Source organism: Staphylococcus hominis subsp. hominis, from assembly GCF_002901845.1.
In the GTDB taxonomy this organism is placed as follows: Bacteria; Bacillota; Bacilli; order Staphylococcales; family Staphylococcaceae; genus Staphylococcus; species Staphylococcus hominis.
In genome coordinates, this window is record NZ_PPQE01000025.1 from 463,393 (window position 1) to 487,420 (window position 24,028).

At 29.4% G+C, this 24,028-nt stretch carries 26 protein-coding genes and 1 tRNA gene; 25 read left to right on the plus strand and 2 right to left on the minus strand.

The window, feature by feature from the left end; all coding sequences use genetic code 11:
* The first annotated feature begins 150 nt into the window (after nucleotides 1–150).
* Nucleotides 151–224, plus strand: a tRNA-Arg gene (locus CD034_RS03895).
* Nucleotides 225–295: 71 nt separating this feature from the next.
* On the opposite strand, the gene CD034_RS03900 is transcribed toward CD034_RS03895, so the two are convergent.
* Nucleotides 296–1,018, minus strand: a complete 723-nt coding sequence (locus tag CD034_RS03900) for a tyrosine-type recombinase/integrase (protein WP_244927425.1) — start codon at nucleotides 1,016–1,018, stop codon at nucleotides 296–298.
* Between CD034_RS03900 and CD034_RS03905 the strand changes: the two genes are divergently transcribed.
* The 6 genes from CD034_RS03905 to CD034_RS03930 all read left to right on the plus strand — a co-directional run bounded on the left by CD034_RS03905 (nucleotide 1,012) and on the right by CD034_RS03930 (nucleotide 6,251).
* Nucleotides 1,012–1,377 (plus strand): encapsidation protein CP3, encoded by a 366-nt coding sequence (locus CD034_RS03905; RefSeq protein ID WP_049417885.1) that lies wholly within the window; start codon nucleotides 1,012–1,014, stop codon nucleotides 1,375–1,377. The genes CD034_RS03900 and CD034_RS03905 overlap by 7 nt on opposite strands.
* A gap of 6 nt (nucleotides 1,378–1,383) precedes the next feature.
* On the plus strand, nucleotides 1,384–1,563 hold the full coding sequence (locus CD034_RS03910; RefSeq protein WP_049417887.1) for a hypothetical protein: 180 nt from the start codon (nucleotides 1,384–1,386) through the stop codon (nucleotides 1,561–1,563).
* A gap of 747 nt (nucleotides 1,564–2,310) precedes the next feature.
* Nucleotides 2,311–2,928, plus strand: a complete 618-nt coding sequence (locus CD034_RS03915) for a CadD family cadmium resistance transporter (protein WP_002500367.1) — start codon at nucleotides 2,311–2,313, stop codon at nucleotides 2,926–2,928.
* A gap of 18 nt (nucleotides 2,929–2,946) precedes the next feature.
* On the plus strand, nucleotides 2,947–3,294 hold the full coding sequence (locus CD034_RS03920; protein WP_010891100.1) for an ArsR/SmtB family transcription factor: 348 nt from the start codon (nucleotides 2,947–2,949) through the stop codon (nucleotides 3,292–3,294).
* Nucleotides 3,295–4,294: 1,000 nt separating this feature from the next.
* On the plus strand, nucleotides 4,295–4,891 hold the full coding sequence (locus CD034_RS03925; RefSeq protein ID WP_049418228.1) for a hypothetical protein: 597 nt from the start codon (nucleotides 4,295–4,297) through the stop codon (nucleotides 4,889–4,891).
* A gap of 397 nt (nucleotides 4,892–5,288) precedes the next feature.
* Nucleotides 5,289–6,251, plus strand: coding sequence for a hypothetical protein (locus tag CD034_RS03930; RefSeq protein ID WP_103288153.1), 963 nt, complete (start codon nucleotides 5,289–5,291; stop codon nucleotides 6,249–6,251).
* A gap of 655 nt (nucleotides 6,252–6,906) precedes the next feature.
* Here CD034_RS03930 and CD034_RS03935 read toward each other — a convergent pair.
* Nucleotides 6,907–7,674 carry a hypothetical protein gene (locus CD034_RS03935; RefSeq protein ID WP_103288154.1) on the minus strand — a complete coding sequence of 256 codons (768 nt, stop codon included), beginning with the start codon at nucleotides 7,672–7,674 and terminating at the stop codon, nucleotides 6,907–6,909.
* 431 nt (nucleotides 7,675–8,105) lie between these two features.
* Here CD034_RS03935 and CD034_RS03940 point away from each other — a divergent pair, with 431 nt between their 5' ends.
* The 18 genes from CD034_RS03940 (at nucleotide 8,106) to CD034_RS04025 (ending at nucleotide 24,026) form a co-directional block, all read left to right on the plus strand.
* Nucleotides 8,106–8,240 (plus strand): beta-class phenol-soluble modulin, encoded by a 135-nt coding sequence (locus tag CD034_RS03940; RefSeq protein WP_002449997.1) that lies wholly within the window; start codon nucleotides 8,106–8,108, stop codon nucleotides 8,238–8,240.
* 40 nt (nucleotides 8,241–8,280) lie between these two features.
* Nucleotides 8,281–8,415 (plus strand): beta-class phenol-soluble modulin, encoded by a 135-nt coding sequence (locus CD034_RS03945; protein WP_002488705.1) that lies wholly within the window; start codon nucleotides 8,281–8,283, stop codon nucleotides 8,413–8,415.
* A gap of 42 nt (nucleotides 8,416–8,457) precedes the next feature.
* On the plus strand, nucleotides 8,458–8,592 hold the full coding sequence (locus tag CD034_RS03950) for a beta-class phenol-soluble modulin (protein ID WP_002488682.1): 135 nt from the start codon (nucleotides 8,458–8,460) through the stop codon (nucleotides 8,590–8,592).
* Nucleotides 8,593–8,626: 34 nt separating this feature from the next.
* Nucleotides 8,627–8,761, plus strand: coding sequence for a beta-class phenol-soluble modulin (locus tag CD034_RS03955; protein ID WP_019835726.1), 135 nt, complete (start codon nucleotides 8,627–8,629; stop codon nucleotides 8,759–8,761).
* 42 nt (nucleotides 8,762–8,803) lie between these two features.
* Nucleotides 8,804–8,938 (plus strand): beta-class phenol-soluble modulin, encoded by a 135-nt coding sequence (locus CD034_RS03960; protein ID WP_002488710.1) that lies wholly within the window; start codon nucleotides 8,804–8,806, stop codon nucleotides 8,936–8,938.
* A 125-nt stretch (nucleotides 8,939–9,063) separates the two neighbouring features.
* Nucleotides 9,064–9,753, plus strand: coding sequence for a YjjG family noncanonical pyrimidine nucleotidase (locus CD034_RS03965; RefSeq protein WP_002448764.1), 690 nt, complete (start codon nucleotides 9,064–9,066; stop codon nucleotides 9,751–9,753).
* Between the two features lie 374 nt (nucleotides 9,754–10,127).
* On the plus strand, nucleotides 10,128–11,741 hold the full coding sequence (gene bshC, locus CD034_RS03970; protein WP_002448845.1) for a bacillithiol biosynthesis cysteine-adding enzyme BshC: 1,614 nt from the start codon (nucleotides 10,128–10,130) through the stop codon (nucleotides 11,739–11,741).
* 142 nt (nucleotides 11,742–11,883) lie between these two features.
* Nucleotides 11,884–12,315, plus strand: coding sequence for a division/cell wall cluster transcriptional repressor MraZ (gene mraZ, locus CD034_RS03975; protein WP_002455463.1), 432 nt, complete (start codon nucleotides 11,884–11,886; stop codon nucleotides 12,313–12,315).
* Nucleotides 12,316–12,329: 14 nt separating this feature from the next.
* Entirely contained in the window at nucleotides 12,330–13,265 is a 936-nt protein-coding gene (gene rsmH / locus CD034_RS03980) for a 16S rRNA (cytosine(1402)-N(4))-methyltransferase RsmH (RefSeq protein WP_103288155.1), read from the plus strand.
* A gap of 13 nt (nucleotides 13,266–13,278) precedes the next feature.
* Nucleotides 13,279–13,680, plus strand: a complete 402-nt coding sequence (gene ftsL / locus CD034_RS03985) for a cell division protein FtsL (protein ID WP_002448811.1) — start codon at nucleotides 13,279–13,281, stop codon at nucleotides 13,678–13,680.
* Complete coding sequence (locus CD034_RS03990; RefSeq protein ID WP_002448727.1) at nucleotides 13,661–15,907, plus strand: penicillin-binding protein; 2,247 nt, start codon at nucleotides 13,661–13,663, stop codon at nucleotides 15,905–15,907. Before ftsL ends, CD034_RS03990 begins: the two co-directional genes overlap by 20 nt.
* A 174-nt stretch (nucleotides 15,908–16,081) precedes the next feature.
* The gene (gene mraY, locus CD034_RS03995) at nucleotides 16,082–17,047 is read left to right on the plus strand and encodes a phospho-N-acetylmuramoyl-pentapeptide-transferase (protein WP_002448868.1); all 966 of its coding nucleotides are present in this window, start codon (nucleotides 16,082–16,084) and stop codon (nucleotides 17,045–17,047) included.
* A 1-nt stretch (nucleotide 17,048) separates the two neighbouring features.
* Nucleotides 17,049–18,395, plus strand: a complete 1,347-nt coding sequence (murD, locus tag CD034_RS04000) for a UDP-N-acetylmuramoyl-L-alanine--D-glutamate ligase (protein ID WP_002448780.1) — start codon at nucleotides 17,049–17,051, stop codon at nucleotides 18,393–18,395.
* Between the two features lie 18 nt (nucleotides 18,396–18,413).
* Nucleotides 18,414–19,559, plus strand: coding sequence for a cell division protein FtsQ/DivIB (locus CD034_RS04005; RefSeq protein WP_002455461.1), 1,146 nt, complete (start codon nucleotides 18,414–18,416; stop codon nucleotides 19,557–19,559).
* A gap of 103 nt (nucleotides 19,560–19,662) precedes the next feature.
* Nucleotides 19,663–21,096: a cell division protein FtsA gene (gene ftsA, locus CD034_RS04010; protein WP_002448732.1), complete on the plus strand. Its 1,434-nt coding sequence runs from the start codon at nucleotides 19,663–19,665 to the stop codon at nucleotides 21,094–21,096.
* 29 nt (nucleotides 21,097–21,125) lie between these two features.
* Nucleotides 21,126–22,304: a cell division protein FtsZ gene (ftsZ, locus tag CD034_RS04015; protein ID WP_002448818.1), complete on the plus strand. Its 1,179-nt coding sequence runs from the start codon at nucleotides 21,126–21,128 to the stop codon at nucleotides 22,302–22,304.
* A gap of 154 nt (nucleotides 22,305–22,458) precedes the next feature.
* Nucleotides 22,459–23,289 (plus strand): peptidoglycan editing factor PgeF, encoded by an 831-nt coding sequence (pgeF, locus tag CD034_RS04020; protein WP_049418217.1) that lies wholly within the window; start codon nucleotides 22,459–22,461, stop codon nucleotides 23,287–23,289.
* Nucleotides 23,290–23,351: 62 nt separating this feature from the next.
* A complete protein-coding gene (locus CD034_RS04025) occupies nucleotides 23,352–24,026 on the plus strand; it encodes a YggS family pyridoxal phosphate-dependent enzyme (RefSeq protein ID WP_103288156.1) in 675 nt (224 codons plus the stop codon).
* The last annotated feature ends 2 nt before the right edge of the window (nucleotides 24,027–24,028 follow it).

A 24,028-nucleotide genomic window follows, 5' to 3' on the forward strand; every position in this document is an offset into this window, starting at 1 on the left:
AGCTATTTAGTTTAACTAAATAGCAACGAAAAAAGTATGTGATTAGTTGCAATTATACGTAATTAGTGGAAAATATAAACTTTTTTTATATTAAAGCTATTGCTAAATAAGATTTCTTTAGATATAATAATACTTGTGTTAAAAAATAATGTCCTGGTAGCTCAGCTGGATAGAGCAATGGCCTTCTAAGCCATCGGTCGGGGGTTCGAATCCCTCCCAGGACGCTAATACCTCCCGTTAACCATTATGGTTACGGGGTTTTTACTGTGTTTGGTGAAAATTTGGTGAAAACAATTTAAAGTTTATTCAAAAACTCAATCATATTTTTATCTTCACGTTCATAAATTTCTTCTAATAAGTGTAGGTAAACAGATTGTGTGACCAATGTAGAAGTATGGCCTAACCTTTTTGATATATAATGTAAACTATAACCATTATGAATTAACACAGACGCATGTGTATGCCTCAAGGCGTTTATCGTAATAGATTTAATGCCTAAGTGTACGCATGCTTTTTTTAATACCTTATTTATAGCAGTATTTGATATAACGTGACCATTTACTGTAAATACATAGCCATTAATATTGGCTGGTTTCTTCTCAATAAACCTTTTTACTTTATTTAGTGTATTTGTATCAATAGAAATAATACGATCTGATGTTTCTGTTTTTGTACCAGGCAAATGTATTTTATTGTCACCTAAGTAAAAATCATCACGCTGCATGTTTGCTATTTCAGAAAAGCGTCCTCCAGTCACTAACGCCATTAATAATACTAATGATGATGTAGTATCTTTTTGTTCTAAATAATGTTTAAGTTTCACATATTCAGTATGGCTAATAAACTTCAAATCTTCACTCTTGCTAGGATTAGCACCTGTGATAGTTGCTTTATATGTAGGATTACGCATAATTAAACCTTCATGTATTGCTTGGTCACATACATTTCTTACATAACTGTTTAATTTTCTTGCAGTTTCTCTATTGTGATTTTTACCATATTCATATCTATTTGACATGTGATGAAATAAGAGGTGTAATCGCTGTATCTTATCCTATTGATAAGCTTGTAGAGTGGATTATTGAGAGTAAAGAAAATCTACAAAAGTATAAAGATAGATTTAAAGTTAATATGAATACTCTCAAGGAAATTATTAGTAAATACTCAAAATCAGATCAAATAGCTATCATGACTTATATGAATTCTAATGGTCGATTTAGACCAACAAAATTAATAGATAGATTATGTGAAGAAATTTTTGAAAGAACAAATGATGAGCGTGGGCAACGTTTTAAAGAGCAAGAAAGAAAAAGGATATTGAGCATTATGAATATGAGAAAACCTATTAATACAATAAATAAAACAAAAGGTGCGTGACTACTATTGCTGCATGATATAGCAACAGTCAAAAAGAATATTGAAGAATACCGAAAAAATAAAAGGCAAAGTAATATAGAAGTTGTAGATACATCAATAGAAGACTTTTTCTCTCTTGATACTAATGCGAGTGATGAAGTTCAAAATTTAAATGTAGAAAATCATATATATATATCAATAACTTAATAGATGAAGTTAATTTGATAGCAACAGATAGAGAATTTAGTGTTTTTTGGTTAATCATTAGTGGTAGGGAATTAAATGATATAGCAAAAATATTTAATCTAACTGTTCAAAGAATAAGACAAATATTCGATGAAACAATAGAGAAGTTATTTTATTAAACAGTTTTATAATAAAAAGAACGACACGAACGACGGGTTAAAAAAGAACATAGTCATTGTTGATTTTACACCTTTAATTAACTTTAATTTTCGAGAGATTTAAAACTATATAGAAACTATGAGCTTCTAAGTGTAGAAAATAATTATTAAGTTTAATAATTAAAATCAGCTAAAATACTATATATTACTACATTTCATATTAGGTTTTCTTAGGTAGTTAAATGTATATTGAATGTTAAATATTAAATAAGAGTTTAATTTGTTAATATCTAAAGTAAAGGTTTGTTTTTCTAATTTTTTAAAATTTACCATTTATTTGTGTTCTAAGAGTTATTAAATAAAAAATATATGAAATTCTCTAAATGCTCTAAAAAGTACATTAAAATTGCAAATAAAGGTATTCTGATTTTTTATAAAATCTTAGATATTAAGACAAAAAAATAAAACCAATTTGTAAAAAACAAACTGGATTTGTGGATTATGCTTATTTTATTTTTATAAATTTAAGTTATCACAAATAAAGCAACTATGATTATTTAAAAAAATAAGTTATAATACATTCAAAAATATTTTTGAATGAGGTGTAATTATGTTTCAGACTATTGTAACTGCTGCTATTCTTTATATTGCGACAGCATTAGACTTATTAGTGATTTTATTAATGTTCTTTGCTAGAGCAAAGACTAGGAAAGAATATCGAGATATTTATATTGGTCAATATGTAGGATCTGTGGCATTGATTGTCATAAGTTTATTCTTTGCCTTTGTCTTAAATTATGTTCCTGAAAAATGGATATTAGGATTATTAGGGTTAATACCGATTTATTTAGGAATTAAAGTGGCTATTTATGGTGATAGTGATGGAGAAGAGAGAGCTAAAAAAGAATTGAATGAAAAAGGATTGTCTAAATTAGTTGGTACGATTGCAATTGTTACGATAGCAAGTTGTGGCGCTGATAATATTGGTTTATTTGTTCCCTATTTTGTGACATTAAGTGTTACTAATTTATTAATTACTTTGTTTGTCTTTTTAATTTTAATTTTCTTCTTGGTATTTACTGCACAAAAATTAGCTAATATTCCAGGAGTTGGAGAAATTGTTGAGAAATTTGGTCGTTGGATTATGGCTGTTATTTATATAGCTTTAGGTTTATTTATCATTATAGAAAATGACACTATTCAAACAATTTTAGGATTTATATTTTAATTTAGGGTGTGATTTCATATGAGTTATGAAAATGCTTGTGATGTGATCTGTGTACATGAGGATAAAGTTAACAATGCTTTAAGTTTTTTAGAAGATGATAAATCTAAGAAATTACTTAACATTTTAGAAAAGATTTGTGATGAGAAGAAATTGAAAATTATATTATCTTTGATTAAAGAAGATGAGTTGTGTGTTTGTGATATTTCTTTGATATTGAAAATGAGTGTTGCTTCAACTTCACATCATTTAAGACTTTTATATAAAAATGATGTACTTGATTTTTATAAAAAGGGAAAGATGGCATATTATTTTATTAAAGACGATGAAATAAGAGAATTTTTCTCTAAAAATCAGGAGGGTTTTTGAAACGAGTGAAACGAGTTTCTTCTTGTCTTGATACTATATAGAAATAACGCAAAGATTAAAAATAATGTAAGTATGACGCGAAAAATTTTTATTTATAAAAAGTAAGCGTTTTCTATTTACATGTAGAGCCGTTTATAAGATAATGCATGTAGCTACTAAACTTACTACTCAAAATCGAGTATCCTTTAATAAACTGACTGTATCCTTTGGGTGCAGTCTTTTTATTTATAACTTGTCAAAACTTTACATTTCATACAATAACAAACGGACTTAAAAGTCCGCTTGTAAGCAGTACCTTAAAATAGGGAAGTAGTTTGATGAAACAAAAAAGGATATCACATAGATATGTGAACGACACTTTCCCTCATATCTTTCAACTTGCGACGTTAGGTAAGTGAATATAGCAACCGCTTCGATACATAAAAAGATGTAGCTCTAAACTGGGACTACATCTTTTGTCATTAGAGAAGTAAATATTGTAAATAAAATCAAGTAAAATACCCTAAAAAAAACTAAAATAAATTTTTCTTAGTTTTTAATATAGCTATGACGCACCTTCAACCATTTTCACGAACAATCAAAGTTAAATATTAGCTTTTAGTATGTAGAGTTAGTTGATAAAATTACTTATATTCATAATAGTCTATCTCTTCTCAATATGGAGGTGATAGTACTGCTAAATATTGAAACAATTAATATTAATGTGAATTCAATTTTAAACATTAGTGCATTATTATCATTCTATTTTGTTACCGTACTTTATGATCTAAAAAAGAAATAGCTGCTTACTACTCCAATAGTAAACAGCATAGTTACAAATGAAATTAATAATTTAAGACTATTATGAGTTTTAGCTTACCTACTCCAATAGGTAAGCTTTTTATTACAGTTTAATACTAAGTTAAGTATATGTATGTGTCAATCTTCAGTTGAAAGTTAAAAGTTATATTAAATTGTATAAATACTGTACTAATTAAGTACTTAAAAGGAGTCAATGCTAATGATAGGAATCATAATTAGTTTGTTATCTTTTGCTGGAGGTATAATCTTTAGAGAGATTATTAATTTTTTTAAAGAATCTAAATTAGAAGATAAAAAATTTGAAACTGAAAAGAAACAATTTTTTGCAGAGAACTTTTTTCCGATATATAGAGATATTTACAGTGCTATGTATGAAGTTACTGTCCAAATAGAATGTTTTATTAATCGTGAAATAACATTTCGTCATTCTAATGTATATGTTAAAGATGTTATTGAAATTACAAAAGAAAATTACGATAAATATATGTGGGGTGATGATGAGAAACAAGTTTATAATGTGAATTTTATGTACCATTTACAACTGTTACAAAATTGCATAGCGGAATTAAGAGAATTACATCAAAAGAATACTATAATGTTTACGAACGAAGAAAACGAATTAATAATGAATTATTATAATACGTCAAACATGTTAATGTGGTCATTAAACAATATAATGCAAACTGGAAAAATAGAAGGAAATTTTGAAGAATATTTAATACAACAAAATGATATTTTAGAAAATTGTAAGAAAAAAATAAGATTAATTTTTAGAAAACGATTTGTGTTTGAATAAATAATACAAAATGGACTATATGAGAAATGTTCAAATAGAATAATGATAATTGATGATGTACCGTTAGAGGACTGATAACTATGTGTTCTAAGTGTAGAACAGATTGATGTAAATGATATGTTTGATAAAGCTATGAGCATTAAAGAGAATTACTTATACTGATCTATTGACGCATAGTGAAATAGAGATATGGAACGAATTACATGTAGCAGTAGGAATGATACTAAATTTTAATTTAATGCTAGTGAAGAATGGAATAGATAAAAGAATAATGCTATCTGTGAATTAAATGATGATAGGATAAATATTAAATTTTAAAAAATACATTTTTATATTGCTATTTTTCATTATTTTGTAGTTAAATTAATGCTGTTAAAGACCATATTGAGGTGAAAAAATGAAAAATAAAAAAAATTTATTTAATACAATATTATTTTTATGTTTAACATTAATAGGTGTTATAATTATCGTATTTATATATGGTTTTTTTGTTGAAAAAATTATATTCCATAGCTTTACAAATGATGGTAGAGAAAGTTTTTTGGCTACAATAACTGTTATTAGCATAGTATCAACAACAATATTGAGTATTTTATTGTATGGAGCTAATCTTAAGGCAAATAGTATTAATGAAAGAATATTAAATATGACTAAACAACAAAATGAAGAAGCCAATAAAATTAATGAAAAAATGCTAAAAATAACGAAACAACAAAATGATATACAAAACATTTTGATGATGAATAATAAAAAAGGGGAACTATCTAGAAATATAAAGAACATAGAAGAATATATAAAATATGTTAGAGTATTAGACTTGTTTTGTTACACTAATTTTAGTACATATGACCAATTATTAACCTTAAGAAAACACAAAGTACTCAAAATGCCAACTGAATTAAATCAATTTATAAATTTAAATTACATTACAATACCAAATTTAAATAATAAAGAAGAGAATTTACTAAGACTTAATTTACATAATCCTAAAAAACAAACATACATAAATATTAATATTCAGTTTTATAACTTATTACCTAATTCTGTTTATTATCAATATAATATACCTTATTTAAAAGAAATTGTAGAAAAATTAGGCGGTATAATTGATGATAAATTTATATCAGAATATCAAGAAGGAATACATGTACAAAAACAAATTGATTCGCTAAAATTGAATTTCTTTAATGAACTATTAAATATTAGTGGTAACTATCAATTTTACAATACTAATTATGATTATACAAAGGCAAAAGTAATGAGTAGCATTTTGGAAGCAATTAAGAAAAAATTAAATCTTATGATTGAGGAGATTGAAGAAGAATATAATATATTAGAAAATAATTTGTTTACTGAATAATTTAATATTAATCAGAAAAGGGCGAATAAAGGGTATATTTATGAAACAAAAGGCAAAACTATTAAATAGTGAGCATACGGACAAGTTAAATATCTCATCTTAAACGTCACTTACGAGTGACGTTTTTTTGTATTTTAGATACTGAGAGAAGCTCTGTGTTGCAGCGAGAAATGAAAAGAGGGATAACTTATATTGAAGAAGTCAAAAATGTTTATCACAATGATTGCATATAACTAGATTATTCGAATACATAAAAAGCGTGAATGAATTAAAGAACAATGAAGACTTAAGACTAATATTATATATAATTACGTTTGTCCAAAACAGGATATATATATATAACAGTTTTTTTATTTATTGGTAAAACTGTGGTTATTAGAGGTAATGAGATTCAGTATGTACAAATTTTTGAAGTGTAATGAAAATATATAATCTTATTTGGGGAAAATTTGGGGAAAATAATTTGAAATTGTATTAAAAGCTATAAAAAGGAATTAGATAAAAATACTGATATTATAGTCTTTTGAAAGATTATAAAATGTTATAAAAGGTTAAGAATTCCCTCCCAGGACACTAATAAACCCCGTTAACCATTGTGGTTACGGGGTTTTTGCTTATCTATTTTAAACTCACTATGATGACTGACTTCAAGAATTTAATTTTTATATTTATCCCATTTTCCAGCTACTATGTCAGCTTCTTGTTCTTTAATGTTTTGATAGACTTCTTCAGCGTCATCACCTTCATAGTACCCTTGCTCAATTGCATGTTTTGTTTGAATTTCTCCAGATGAAAGACCACCATTATATTTTTTTCTGAGTGCATCATAATACTCATCTTCAGTTTCTGCTGCATTGATTTCAGCATTAGGATCCGAACTTGCATTTTCATCATTTACTGAAACATCTGACTCATTTGGTCGGTCATAAATTGATTTTTCTTGACCATTTTCAACTCTAAGTGAACTTTGATACGCTACACTAGCAGGACCTTCCATTACATTTCCTTGTGGAATAATTCCATTTGCAACTGCACTATTGTAAGCTTGTATCTTTTGTTCTTCACTATAATTTCCATAAATAACTGATTCTAATGTACTTTTATCTTTAATATTGGAGAAATCAATTTGATTGTTATTGTGAGATGAAACATCTTCTATGGTATCTTTTGAATCTCTATCTTCGTTTGACTTCTGTTCATTACTTGTATTTTCAGTATTTTGATTTTGGGTAGTTTTATCATTATGTTCTACAGAATTCTTATCTGATTTTGAAATATGCTTATCTTCTTTCTCTTTTTTATTATCCTTTTTATTGTTGGTATCATTCTGTTCTTTTTTATTATCACCAGTTAAAGAAAAATCATTATCACATGCACTTAATATTAAAATACTACTAAATAATAAAATGAAATACTTCTTCATATGTCTTCTCCATTCGTTCACTCAATTAGTAATTATTAATAATATAGTCCTTTTATTCATATTTTATGTAGGAATTACATTTAACATCACCATCTTATAACCATTTAATTAAATTACGAGAATAAATATAATAAATCTTTATACTTTTGGATTATATCATATATTTATGTATTAAATATTTTTAATTATTTTATTTTGATAACCTAAAAAACTTTGACGAGATAGACATATTTGAATTCCTAACTGTAAATATAAATTTTTAAATTGCACAGTTTTGATGATTTAAGCATAAGTTACGGAAAATGTCACAAGTATCTAAAGAAACCCTTTATAGTAAAGATAACAAAACGATAGTTAAACAAAACAAAGCAAGCAATACAGTAACCTATCGTTTTAGAATTTTACCAATTAATTTCTAAGGAGTGTATGAAATGGAAGGTTTATTTAACGCAATTAAAGATACAGTAACTGCAGGTATTAATGGTGATTGGACAAAATTAGGTACAAGTATTGTTAGTATCGTAGAAAACGGTGTAGGTTTAGTGAGTAAATATTTAGGTTTCTAATTTAAAGATAATTATAAATAGTACAAAGGAGATAACAAACATGGATAAATTATTCGACGCAATCAAAAATACAGTAGACGCAGGAATTAACCAAGATTGGACAAAATTAGGTACAAGCATTGTTGACATCGTATCAAGTGGCGTAAGCATTCTAGGTAAATACTTAGGATTCTAATGTAATAATATTTAAAAATAAAAACAGAATGGAGAAATTCAAATGACTAAATTAGTAGAAGCAATTAAAAATACAGTAGACGCAGCACAAAACCAAGATTGGACAAAATTAGGTACAAGCATTGTTGACATCGTATCAAGTGGTGTAGGTATCTTAAGTAAAGTATTCGGATTTTAATTAATTATTAATTACGTATAAAGGAGTTATTAATATGGATAAATTATTCGACGCAATCAGAAATACAGTAGACGCAGGAATTAACCAAGACTGGACAAAATTAGGTACAAGCATTGTTGACATCGTATCAAGTGGCGTAAGCATTCTAGGTAAATACTTAGGATTCTAACGTAATAATATTTAAAAATAAAAACAGAATGGGGAAATTCAAATGACTAAATTAGCAGAAGCAATTGCAAATACTGTAACAGCAGCACAAAATCAAGACTGGACAAAATTAGGTACAAGTATTGTTGACATTGTATCAAGTGGTGCAAGTGTATTAGGTAAAGTATTTGGTTTCTAATACTTAATAGCAAGTATTCAACACTTAAGGATTAATCCTTAAGTGTTTTTATTTTTTAGCATTATTTAATGAATCATGATAAATCTGCTAAAATAATATACATACTATAATTTAGGAGTATAAAAATGAAATACGATACTATTTTACTTGATTTTGATGATACAATTGTGGACTTTTTTGATGCAGAAGATCGAGCATTTCATCAAATGGCACATCATTTCGGTCATTATCCAACTGAAGAAGATTTTCAATATTTTAAGAAAGTAAATCAAAATCATTGGGAAGCATTTCAAAAAAATGAACTATCTAAAGAAGAAGTATTAACACATCGTTTTATTAATTATTTTAAAGAGTATGGTATAGACGTAGATGGTAAAAAAGCCGATGTTTTATTTAGAGACGAACTAGCTAAAGCACCATTAAAATTCTTCAACTCTACTTTAGAAACAATTGATCGATTAAGCCAAGAATGTGAATTGTTTATTGTGACTAATGGTGTTACAGATACCCAAAAACGTCGTATTGCTCAATTAGAGTTTAAAGACATCTTATCTGGAGTATATATATCAGAAGAAACAGGATATCAAAAACCTATGAGTGAATTTTTTGATTATATCTTTGAGAGAATTGGTGAAGAAAAAAGAAAGACTTCAATAATAGTAGGAGATTCTCTTACATCAGATATACTAGGTGGAAAAAATGCCGGTATTACAACATGTTGGTTTAATTATCGTAATAAAGAAAATAACAGTGATATTGTACCAGATTATGAAATACAATCTTTATATGAATTGGTTAATTTAGTTGAAGAATAATTAATAAGAGACCTGAGCTAAATGGCTCAGGCTTATTTATGCAAATAGCGTTTATAGCTTAATTGTTTAGAGATCATACAAATATATTGACTCCTTATGCAAGTCTTCATTATCAATTTCTCTAAATGCCTCAAATAATTCAACAGTTTTTTAATTTTATTTCAAGATGTTGAACTTTAGTCATGTTCTCATCATCATTTAAATTCTTTATATATATTGTATCGTCATTAATATACGATTTTCATTTAATAACATATTAATTACTTATAATCTGATAAAATGGATGTGAATTTCAATAGTTAAGCCGTAAAATTGTCATCTAGGGATATAATCTTTATACTGAATAAGTAATGTTATATTGAAGGAGTAAGGGAATGAACTGTAAAGTAACTAATTTTCAAGAAAAAGATTCATTTATTACTAAATTAGAAAACAGTGATGAAACATTATTGAAATTTTATCAATATAATCCAGTCAAACCATCTAGTTTTGATCAAAGAATGGATCGTCCTAATAATGGTAGAGAGCAGCAACTTGCTCAAGTGATTAAATCATATATGTCAGATTTGAATATAACAGAAATTCAACAGACTCATCTTACTGCACTCAGTGAAGGAGCTAAAGTGGTAATTGGTGGCCAGCAAGCTGGTCTTTTTGGTGGACCTTTATATACGTTTCATAAAATTCTTTCAATTGTTAATTTAAGTCGTGAATTAACTGAAACATATCAACAAACTGTTGTACCTGTTTTTTGGATTGCAGGTGAAGATCATGACTTTGAAGAAGTAAATCATACGTATGCTTATAATGCAAAAGATGCTCATTTACATAAAGTAAAATATCATACAATGACACCGCCTGAAACAAGCGTTTCTCGCTATATTCTAGAAAAGGAACAGATGATTGAAGCACTTAATCAATTTTTTAAAGAATTAAAAGAAACGAAACATACTAACGCACTTTATCAAGTATGTTTAGAGATTATAGAAAAGTACAATAATTGGACTGATATTTTTAAAGGGTTACTTCAAGAAGTATTTAAAGATTACGGTGTACTATTTATTGATGCTCAATATGAAAAAATTCGTGAATTGGAGAAGCCATTATTAAAAAATATTATTCAAAAACATAATGAAATTAACCAAGCGTTTAGAAAAACACAAAAATTAACTACACAATCAGGTTTAAACAAAATGATTGAAACAGATACCAATGTCCATCTGTTCCTTCATGAAGATAGTATGCGTCAACTAATTACTAAAAAAGATGATGTATTCAAATTGAGTAAATCAGATATTACATATAATAAAGATGAATTGTTAAAATTAGTTGAAAAAGAACCAACTCGTTTTTCTAATAATGTTGTAACTAGACCAGTAATGGAAGAATGGCTATTTAATACGGTAGCTTTTATTGGAGGACCAAGTGAAATTAAATACTGGGCTGAATTGAATGAAGTATTTAAAATTTTAGATGTTGAAATGCCTATTGTTTTACCAAGAATGAAAATCACTTATTTACCAATTAGAATAGAAAAACTAATTAATCAGTATAAGTTAAATGCTAAAAATGTTATTATGAATGGTATAGAAACGGATAGAGAAAAATTCGTTCGTAGCAAAGCCTCAGATACATTTATTAAAAAAGTAGAGTCTTTAAAAGAGAATCATGCCAAAATATACGAATCACTTCGTAAAGAGGTTAATGATAATCATGATAATATCAATTTAGTAAAGAAAAATTATGACATTCATAATAAACAATTTGAATATTTATTAAATCGCTATTTACTTAACATTGAAAGAGATAACGATATAAGTATGAAACATTTTAGAGAGATTGAACATGTATTGCATCCAATGGGTGGCCTACAAGAAAGAATTTGGAATCCACTTCAAATGATGAATGAATTTGGGATAGATGTGTTTAGTCCCTCCACTTATCCTCCACTTAAATATACATTTAACCAAATAGTTATAAAACCTTAATTTATGAGGAAAAGACCCATATTATTTTAATAGATAATATGGGTCTTTTTATGTCAAATTAAAGAATTTTAAGATATTTTACATAATTAGTGGAGGATAGTGGTGAGATGTGGTAAATTATTAATAAGGTGAGGTGGTAATAATGTTCATGGGAGAATACGAGCATCAATTAGATGCTAAAGGACGTATGATAATTCCATCTAAGTTTAGATATGACTTAAATGAACGTTTTATTATCACACGAGGCCTTGATAAATGTTTGTTTGGCTACACTCTTGAAGAATGGCAACAGATAGAAGAGAAAATGAAAACCTTACCTATGACAAAAAAAGACGCACGTAAGTTTATGCGTATGTTCTTCTCTGGAGCTATCGAAGTAGAGCTAGATAAGCAAGGGCGTATTAACATTCCTCAAAATTTGAGGAAATACGCAAATTTAACAAAAGAATGTACGGTAATAGGTGTCTCAAATCGTATAGAGATTTGGGATAGAGAAACTTGGAATGAATTTTACGAAGAATCAGAAGAAAGTTTTGAAGATATTGCCGAAGATTTGATAGATTTTGATTTTTAATGGAGGAATTTATAGTGTTTCATCATGTAAGCGTTATGCTAAAAGAAACAATAGATGAATTAGACATCAAAGAGGATGGCATATATGTAGATTGTACGCTTGGTGGAGCCGGTCATGCACTCTATTTATTAAATCAATTAAACGATGACGGTAGGTTGATTGCAATCGATCAAGATACTACTGCCTTAGAAAATGCTAAAGAAGTACTAAGAGATCACTTACACAAGGTCACGTTTGTACATAATAACTTTAGAGAATTAACTGATATTTTGAAAAATTTAGGAATTGAAAAAGTAGATGGTATTTACTACGACTTAGGTGTTTCAAGTCCACAGCTTGATATACCTGAAAGAGGATTTAGTTATCATCATGATGCAAAGTTAGATATGCGTATGGATCAAACGCAAGAATTAACTGCATATGATGTTGTTAATGATTGGCCTTATGAGGCATTGGTTAAAATCTTTTATCGTTATGGAGAAGAAAAATTTTCTAAACAAATAGCGAGAAGAATAGAAGCACATCGTGAACAACAACCTATTGAAACAACATTAGAGCTTGTAGACATTATTAAAGAAGGTATTCCAGCTAAAGCTCGAAGAAAAGGTGGTCATCCTGCTAAACGCATTTTCCAAGCGATAAGAATAGCAGTGAACGATGAACTATCTGCGTTTGAAGATTCAATTGAACAAGCCATTGAGCATGTTAAAGTAAAAGGTAGGATTTCAGTCATTACTTTCCATTCTCTGGAAGATAGATTGTGCAAGCAAATTTTCCAAGAATACGAAAAAGGACCTGATGTGCCTAGAGGGTTACCAATTATTCCTGAAGCTTATACACCTAAGTTAAAACGAGTAAATCGTAAACCAATTACTGCTACAGAAGAGAATTTAGACGAAAATAATAGAGCACGTAGTGCAAAATTACGTGTTGCTGAAATATTAAAATAAGGAGTAATTGAGGATGGCTGTAGAAAAAATTTACGAACCATATGAACACATTCAGCACACTAGCATACCGAAAGAACAACCAAAGACACAAACTGAGACGAAAACAGTAACTAAAAAGGTTGTTGTTCAACTTACGCGATTTGAGAAATTTTTATACATAACGCTTGTCACAGCAATTGCTGTTCTAGCAATCTATATGCTATCTTTAAAAATGGATGCGTACGATACAAATGATAAAATTGCCGAGCTAGATCAAAAGATTGAACAACAATCTAATGAAAATAATGCAATTCAATCTGAAATTAAGAAAAATTCTTCTTATGAGCGCATTTACGATCAGGCTAAAAAACAAGGTATGAGCCTAAAGAACGATAATGTAAAGGTAGTGCGTACTAATGGCGAAGCGAAAAATTAAAATTAGAAAAAATAAATTAGGAGCAGTCCTCCTTGTTGGATTATTCGGACTGCTCTTTTTTGTATTGGTTTTAAGATATTCATATATCATGATAACTGGACATTCAGATGGACAAAATTTAGTGATGCGCGCTAATGAAAAATATCTCGTAAAAACGCAAGAACAGCCTGAAAGAGGGAAAATATACGATAGAAACGGTAAAATTTTAGCCGAAGATGTTCAACGATATAAATTAGTTGCTATTATTGATAAAAATGCTGGAGAAGTTGGTGATACACCAAGGTATGTTAAAGATAAAAAGAAAACAGCAAAACAATTATCAAAAATTATTGATATGAAACCTGATGAAATTGAAAAACGTCTTAATCAAAAGAAAGCCTTTCAAGTTGAATTTGGACAGAAAGGGACAAATTTAACATATCAAGATAAAGTTAAACTCGATAAAATGGACTTACCAGGAATCACCTTATATCCAGAAACTGAACGATTCTATCCTAACGGTAATTTTGCTTCTCATTTAATTGGTATGGCTCAAAAAAATCCTGATACTGGGGAATTAAATGGTGCATTAGGTGTAGAAAAGATTTTTAATAGTTATCTAAATGGACAGAAAGGCTCGCTATCTTATATACATGACATTTGGGGTTATATTGCACCAAACAGTAAAAATGAAAAAGCGCCAAAACGTGGTGATGATGTTCATTTAACCATTGATTCAAATATACAAGTATTTGTCGAAGAGGCTCTTGATGATATGGTGAAACGATATGAACCAAAAGATTTATTTGCAGTGGTTATGGATGCTAAAACAGGAGAAATTCTTGCATATAGTCAACGTCCAACATTCAACCCCGAAACGGGTAAAGACTTTGGAAAAAAATGGGCTAATGATTTATATCAAAATGCATATGAGCCTGGGTCAACATTTAAATCATATGGATTAGCAGCCGCCATTCAAGAAGGTAAATTTAATCCTAAAGAAAAATATGAATCTGGTCATCGTGATATTATGGGTTCAAGAATTTCTGACTGGAATAAAACCGGTTGGGGAGAAATACCAATGTCATTAGGTTTCACATATTCATCTAATACATTGATGATGCATCTTCAAGATTTAGTTGGTGCTGATAAAATGAAATCTTGGTACGAGCGCTTTGGTTTTGGTAAATCTACAAATGGTATGTTTGACGGAGAATTAAAAGGAAATATTGCTTGGTCAAATGAATTACAACAAAAAACATCAGCATTCGGTCAATCGACCACAGTGACGCCTGTACAAATGATACAAGCACAATCAGCTTTCTTTAATAAAGGAAATATGTTAAAACCTTGGTTTGTTCAAAGTATAGATAATCCAATTTCAAAGAAAACATTCTATAAAGGTGAAAAGAATATAGTTGGAAAACCTATTACTTCAGAAACTGCGGATAAAGTTGAAACAGAATTAGATAAAGTAGTAAATAGTGATAAAAGTCATGCTTCCAATTATCGTATTGATGGTTATGATATTGAAGGGAAAACAGGTACTGCTCAGGTCGTTAATGAAAATGGTAGTGGATACGTTAAAGGAGCAAATCCCTACTTTGTAAGCTTTATGGGAGATGCGCCAAAAAAACATCCAAGAGTTATTGTTTATGCCGGTATGAGTCTTGCTCAGAAAAATGATCAAGAAGCATATGAATTAGGGGTAAGTAAAGCTTTTAAACCTATCATGGAAAATACACTTAAGTATTTAAATGTAGGCTCTAAAAAAGATGAGACTCAATCAGCACAGTATAGTAAAGTGCCAAATGTTGTAGGGCAATCAAGTCAAAAAGCACAAGATAGTCTTAAAGGAAAAGATTTACAACCTGTCATTATTGGTAATGGTAATACAATAAAAGCTCAATCTACTAGAGCTAATACAAAATTATTACCGAATAGTAAAGTGTTAGCAGTGACAGATGGCGATATTACTATGCCAAATATGAAAGGTTGGACAACAGACGATGTCCTAGCCTTCCAAGAATTAACTGGAATCAATGTTACGACTAAAGGCAGTGGATACGTAACAAATCAATCTGTAGCGAGTGGGTCAACACTCAAAAGTAATAAGAAAATTGAAATAGAATTATCTACTGATGATCCTAATGATAATACATCTTTAACTGATTCGAGTGGATCTGATTCAAATAACACTTCAGATAATTCAACTGATACAACGTCTAATGATAAAAACGATTCATAAGAACAAATGACGTCATTTTAAATGATTATAAATAAGGTGTCATATATTATGGATACCTTATTTATAATCTCAATTTCTTACATAATATATATAAAATTAGTTTGAAAATTGATAAGATTATAAAGGAAATAAAGTGAAAAACGAATAAATTTAAAATACATAAAGGAGATTACCATGCTTTTTATATTTGCGATTATCGCATTACTTATCACATTTATTTTAGTTCCTGTACTTATACCGACACTTAAACGAATGAAATTTGGTCAAAGTATCCGCGAAGAAGGTCCTCAAAGCCATATGAAAAAAACGGGTACACCAACCATGGGTGGTTTAACGTTTTTAATTAGTATTATTATTACATCTATGATTGCTATATTTTTCACAGATCATTCTAATCCCATTATTCTATTACTCTTTGTCACAATAGGATTTGGACTCATTGGCTTTATTGATGATTACATTATTGTAGTTAAAAAAAATAACCAAGGACTTACAAGTAAGCAGAAATTTTTAGCTCAAATTGCAATAGCAATTATATTTTTCATTCTAAGTGATGTTTTTCATTTAATAGAATTTTCAACAAGTATAAATATTCCATTTACTAATTTTGGAATTCCATTGTCGTTTGCGTACGTTATTTTTATTGTTTTTTGGCAAGTTGGGTTTTCAAACGCAGTTAATTTAACTGATGGATTGGATGGATTAGCAACTGGCTTATCAATTATTGGATTCACTATGTATGCAATTATGAGTTTCATGTTAAATGCCCCTGCAATTGGTACTTTTTGTATTATTATGATTTTTGCATTACTCGGTTTCTTACCGTATAACTTAAATCCAGCCAAAGTATTTATGGGAGATACAGGAAGCTTAGCATTAGGAGGTATTTTTGCTACAATTTCAATCATGTTAAACCAAGAATTTTCATTACTTTTTATAGGTTTAGTATTTGTTATCGAAACATTATCAGTAATGTTGCAAGTATCATCTTATAAATTAACTAAAAAAAGAATCTTTAAAATGACACCAATTCATCACCATTTTGAACTTAGCGGATGGAGTGAATGGAAAGTTGTTTCAGTATTTTGGCTTGTGGGGTTAATTTCAGGATTAATTGGATTATGGATAGGAGTGCATTAGAATGCTAAATTATACAGGATTAGAGAATAAAGATGTTCTTGTAGTTGGATTAGCAAAAAGTGGTTATGAAGCTGCTAAGTTATTAGTTAAATTAGGTGCAAATGTAACTGTAAATGATGGGAAAGATTTATCTAAAGATCCCCATGCAAAAGACTTAGAAACATTAGGGGTGAAAATTGTTGATGGTGGTCATCCATTATCATTACTTGATAGCAACCCAATTATTGTTAAAAACCCAGGTATACCTTATACAGTTTCAATTATTGATGAAGCATATCAACGAGGTCTTAAAATTTTAACTGAAGTAGAATTAAGTTATTTAATTTCTGAAGCTCCAATTATCGCCGTAACTGGTACAAATGGTAAAACAACAACAACTTCTCTCATTGGAGATATGTTTAAAAAAAGTAGATTAACTGGAAGACTTTCAGGAAATATTGGGTATGTTGCTTCTAAAGTAGCTCAAGAAACGTCACCTGATGAATATCTAATCACTGAATTATCTTCATTCCAATTACTTGGCATTGAACATTACAGACCTCACATTGCCATCATTACAAATATCTATTCTGCTCATTTAGATTATCATGAGTCATTAGAAAATTATCAAAATGCGAAGCGACGTATTTACAAAAATCAAACAGAAGATGATTATTTGATTTGTAATTATCATCAACGTCATTTAATTGAAACTGAAAATTTAAAAGCTAAAACATTATATTTTTCTACTCAACAAGAAGTAGATGGCATCTATATTAAAGATAATTATATCGTTTATAATAATGTTAACCTTATTAATATTGATGACTTAGTTTTACCGGGAGAACATAACTTAGAAAATATTTTAGCTGCTGTTTTAGCTGCAATACTTGCAGGCGTGCCAATTAAGGCTATCGTAGATAGTTTAACAACATTCTCAGGTATTGAACATCGATTACAATATATTGGAACGAATCGAACAAATAAATACTATAATGACTCTAAAGCAACCAATACATTAGCAACACAGTTTGCTTTAAATTCATTTAAACAACCTATTATCTGGTTATGTGGTGGTTTAGATCGAGGTAATGGATTTGATGAATTAATTCCTTACATGAAACATGTTAGAGTAATGGTAGTTTTCGGTGAAACTCAAGATAAATTCGCTAAATTAGGTAATAGTCAAGGTAAAGAAGTAATCAAAGCAGTTGATATAGAAGATGCAGTAAAAAAAGTTCAAGATGTCATTGAACCTAATGATGTTGTTTTACTTTCACCAGCATGTGCAAGTTGGGATCAATATAAAACATTTGAAGAACGTGGCGAAAGATTTATTGAAAGTTTCCGTGCATACCTACCATCTTAATTAAAGGATGTGAAGTAATTGGATGATACAAGGGGCAATAGAAATAAAAAGATTCGTTCTATCAAGCGTTCATTTGATAAAGACAAAACTGAATTAGAAAATGATAAAAATAAAAAAATTAAAGATGATGTTAAATCAAAAGATAGACTCCAAAAAGAAAAGAATCTTTCAAATGATAGAAGGTCAAATAAATCTTTAAATTCTTCGAAAAATAAAGGTGAAAATTTAAAGAAAGAAGTAAAAACAAGGTTAAGAGAAAAACGCAATAAATTTCAAAATGATAAATATAGTCACTTAACGGTAGCTGAAAAACGAGAACAACAAAAGATAGATAAAAGAAAGCGACAAAAACGTATTCAATATATTATTGTTACTACTTTAATACTTTTAATTATATTATTTCTACTATATATGTTTACACCATTAAGTAGAATTTCTCATGTTAATATTAGTGGTAATCATAATGTAAGTGATAGTCAAGTTGAAAAAGAATTAAATATCAAAAAAGGATCACGCATTTATACTTTTAGTAAAAGCAAAGCTATCAATAATTTAAAGAAAAATTCATTAATCAAAGATGTTCAGATTAATAAACAGTTGCCTAATACTTTAAATGTTAAAATTATTGAAAATAATTTAGTAGGTATTGTAAAAGATAAAAATAAATATGTGCCAATAATTGAAGGAAATAAAAAATTAGACAATTATAATGGTGATATTGCGAATAGTGCACCTGTGTTAGAAGATTTTAAAGGTGACAATTTAAATAGTATCACGAAAGCATTATCTAAAATGTCTAATGAAACGAGAGATATGATTTCAGAAATAAAATATGCACCTTTACAGAATCAACAAAATCGAGTCCTTTTATATATGAAAGATGGCATGCAAGTAGTAGGAGACATCAATACTCTAGCTAACAAAATCGAGTATTATCCTCAAATGTCTCAATCTCTTGCAAAAGATAGTTCAGGTCAATTAAAAACACAAGGATATATTGATTTATCTGTAGGAGCATCATTTATTCCATATAATGAAAATAGCAGTATTAATTCTAAGTCCGATCAAAATGTTCGTCAAAAAACACAGCAAGAAACAGAAGCAAAAAATGAATTACAAAGTGCATTAAATAAAATAAGCGAACAATCGGATACAAATAATTAAAAAATTTCGATAATAATATGTGTTTATAGTTCACAAGCTAAACGACGTATTGTAAACTAAATATAGTGTATTTTAATAGTATTTTGTCAGGAGGTGCCTATCTATGGAGGAACATTACTATGTAAGCATAGATATTGGTTCATCAAGTGTTAAAACAATAGTAGGCGAAAAATTTCACAATGGTATTAATGTGATAGGTACAGGGCAAACCTACACTAGCGGTATTAAGAATGGATTGATTGATGATTTTGATATTGCGAAACAAGCAATTAAAGATACAATTAAAAAAGCTTCTATCGCATCAGGTGTGGATATAAAAGAAGTTTTCTTAAAATTACCTATCATTGGTACTGAAGTGTACGATGAAGAAAACGAAATTGATTTTTACGAAGATACAGAAATTAGTGGATCACATATTGAAACAGTATTGGAAGGTATACGTCAAAAAAATGATGTACCTGATACAGAAGTTATTGATGTGTTTCCGATTAGATTCATTGTAGATGGAGATAACGAGGTTTCGGATCCTAAAGAACTCATTGCAAGACACTCGTTAAAAGTAGAAGCAGGTGTTATTGCAATTCACAAGTCAATTCTAATTAATATGATTAAATGTGTAGAATCTTGTGGAGTAGATGTATTGGACGTCTATTCAGATGCTTATAACTATGGCTCTATTTTATCTGCAACTGAAAAAGAATTAGGTGCATGTGTAATTGATATTGGTGAAGATCTCACTCAAATCGCCTTTTATGAACGCGGTGAACTTGTAGATGCCGATTCAATTGAATTAGCTGGACGTGATATTACAGATGATATCGCAGAAGAATTAAACACTACATATGAAACAGCTGAAAAAATTAAACATCAATATGGACATGCTTATACACAATCAGCGTCTGATCAAGACGTTTTCAGTGTTGATCAGGTAGATAGTGACGAATTAGTAGAGTATACTCAAAAAGATTTAAGTGCAGTTATTGAAAGAACAGTGCAAGATATCTTTGATGAAGTATTTGATGTGTTGGTAGATTTAGGATTAACTAAAGTAAATGGTGGATTCATTGTTACAGGTGGTTCTTCAAACTTATTGGGCGTTAAAGAATTACTAAGTACAATGGTTAATGAAAAAATAAGAATCCATACACCTTCTCAAATGGGAATTAGAAAACCTGAATTTACTTCAGCGATTTCTACAATATCTAGTAGTATCACATTTGATGAATTATTAGATTATGTTACAATAAATTATCAAGATAATGATGAATTTGAAGAAGAAGTCATTGAAAATGACGAACACAATCATACTTCAAAATCAGGTGGCTTTGACTGGTTTAAACGTAAATCTAATAAAAACGAAGACCCTGACGAAAATCATCAGCCAGAAGTACGTGAAAAAGCGGAGAAACATGATGATTATGAAACGTATGACGAAAACAACCATCAAGATGGAACACATCATTATGATGATGAACATGAAAAATCTGATAAAGAAGAAAGCAAATTTAAAAAGCTTATGAAATCTCTATTTGAATAATTGGCCATTAAGACTAGGAGGAAAAATAAATGTTAGAATTTGAACAAGGATTTAATCATTTGGCGACATTAAAAGTCATCGGTGTAGGTGGCGGCGGTAACAACGCTGTTAACCGCATGATTGATCATGGAATGAACAATGTTGAATTTATTGCTATTAACACTGATGGGCAAGCTTTAAACTTATCTAAAGCAGAATCTAAAATACAAATCGGTGAAAAATTAACACGTGGTTTAGGTGCAGGTGCAAATCCAGAAATTGGAAAAAAAGCTGCTGAAGAATCACGTGAACAAATTGAAGATGCTATTCAAGGCGCTGATATGGTATTCGTTACTGCTGGTATGGGCGGCGGTACTGGTACAGGTGCTGCACCAGTAGTTGCTAAAATTGCTAAAGAAATGGGAGCATTAACAGTGGGTGTTGTAACTCGTCCATTTGGCTTTGAAGGACGTAAACGTTCTACACAAGCAGCAGCAGGTGTTGAAGCTATGAAAGCGGCAGTTGATACATTAATCGTTATCCCTAACGATCGTTTATTAGATATTGTTGATAAATCAACTCCTATGATGGAAGCATTTAAAGAAGCAGATAATGTTTTACGTCAAGGTGTTCAAGGTATCTCTGATTTAATCGCTGTATCAGGTGAAGTGAACTTAGACTTTGCTGACGTTAAGACAATTATGTCTAACCAAGGTTCTGCATTAATGGGTATTGGTGTATCTTCAGGCGAAAATAGAGCAGTGGAAGCTGCTAAAAAAGCTATTTCATCTCCATTACTTGAAACATCAATTGTTGGTGCTCAAGGTGTGTTAATGAACATTACAGGTGGCGAATCTTTATCTTTATTCGAAGCTCAAGAAGCAGCTGATATTGTACAAGATGCAGCAGATGAAGATGTAAATATGATTTTCGGTACTGTAATTAATCCAGAATTACAAGATGAAATTGTTGTAACAGTAATCGCAACTGGATTTGAAGACAAACCAACATCTCAAGGACGTAAAGCGTCAAGTACTGGTTTTGGTTCAAGTGCAACTTCTAGTCCATCAACTCAAAGTGCACCAAAAGAAGACTCATTCACACATAGTACATCTAATTCACGTCCTTCTGATGGTCTAAGCGAAAGAAGTCATACTACTAAAGATGATGATATTCCTAGCTTTATTCGTAATAGAGAAGAAAGACGTTCTAGAAGAACTAGACGCTAATATTAAAGCATAAATATAAAATAAGGAGCAGTGATTTCTGAGGAGAATGCTGCTCTTTTTATTTTGTTTAATTTAAAAAGAAATATGTTATATAATACATTTATATACATCTTTTAATCGAAATGCAGATAAAATATAAAACAATAGTCTAGATATGATTATTCTTAAAAGTGAGGGTGGTTTTCACAACGTGGAAAAATTTATAAAACAGCCACATTATTTGAGTTATACATCACAATATGATCAGTTAACACTTGGTTTTACTACACGTGAAGATGGAAAAAGTCCATATCCAAGAGATGCATTTAATATGGCACGTTATATTGATGATGAACCTAGTCATGTGACGCATCATCAAGAGATATTAGCTAATGCTATCAACTTTCCTACACAACAATGGGTTTTTCCTATTCAAACACACGAAAATAATATCGCTCACATTACTAAAGCACATTGTGGCGCTAATATTAAGGCATTAGGTAATGAATTATATGGAATTGATGGTATGTACACTTATGATTCAGATATATTATTAACGATGTGTTATGCTGATTGTGTACCTGTATATTTTTATAGTGAAAAACATCATTTTATCGCTCTAGCTCATGCGGGGTGGAGAGGAACATATGGTCAAATAGTAGTAGAAATGCTTAAATATGTAGAATTTGACTATCAAGATTTAAATGTAGTCATAGGTCCAGCGACTTCTTCAACCTATGAAATAAATGATGATATTAAAAATAAATTTGAAACATTGCCTATTAATTCTGACAAATATATTGAAACACGAGATACTGATCGACATGGTATTGATTTAAAATTAGCTAACGCTTTATTATTAAAAAATAGTGGCGTACCAGCTGAAAATATTAATATTACAAAATACACTACATCAGAAGACTTATCGCTTTTTTTCTCTTATCGTGTTGAAAAAGGTAAAACTGGCAGGATGCTAGCATTTATAGGTCAAAAAGGAGAAGTGTAGTGTAATGCAGTTATATCACTATAATCCTTTATGTCATTACAAAGTTAAGAGGTTGATATATAATGAAAGTGACAGAAAATTTAGAAAAAATAAAAGCGGAAATTAATCATCATCTTGAAAAAAGTGTAATTAAGACCGCTCCAAACGTGATTGCAGTAACAAAATATGTTACAATAGACCGAGCAAAAGAAGCGTATGATGCTGGTTTAAGACACTTTGGAGAAAATAGAGTAGAAGGTTTTCTAGAAAAAAAACAAGCCTTACCTAAAGATGTTACAATGCATTTTATCGGTTCACTGCAGTCTAGAAAAGTAAAAGATGTGATTAATGACATCGATTATTTACATGCACTAGATCGTTTGAGTTTAGCAAAAGAAATTAATAAAAGAGCAACTCACACTATTTCATGCTTTATCCAAGTGAATGTTTCTGGTGAAGAAACTAAACATGGTATTGCGCTTAGTGAAGTTAATGATTTTATTGAACAAATTAAAGCATTCGACAATATTAAAATTGTTGGATTAATGACAATGGCGCCTTATACCGATGATAAGGACTACATACATCAGTTATTTAAACAATTGAGATTAAAACGAGATGAAATTAAAAACCTTAAATTGAATTATGCACCATGTGAATATTTATCTATGGGAATGAGTAATGATTATACTATTGCTGTAGAAGAAGGTGCTACATTTATAAGAATAGGGACTAAACTTGTTGGAGAAGAGGAGTGAGC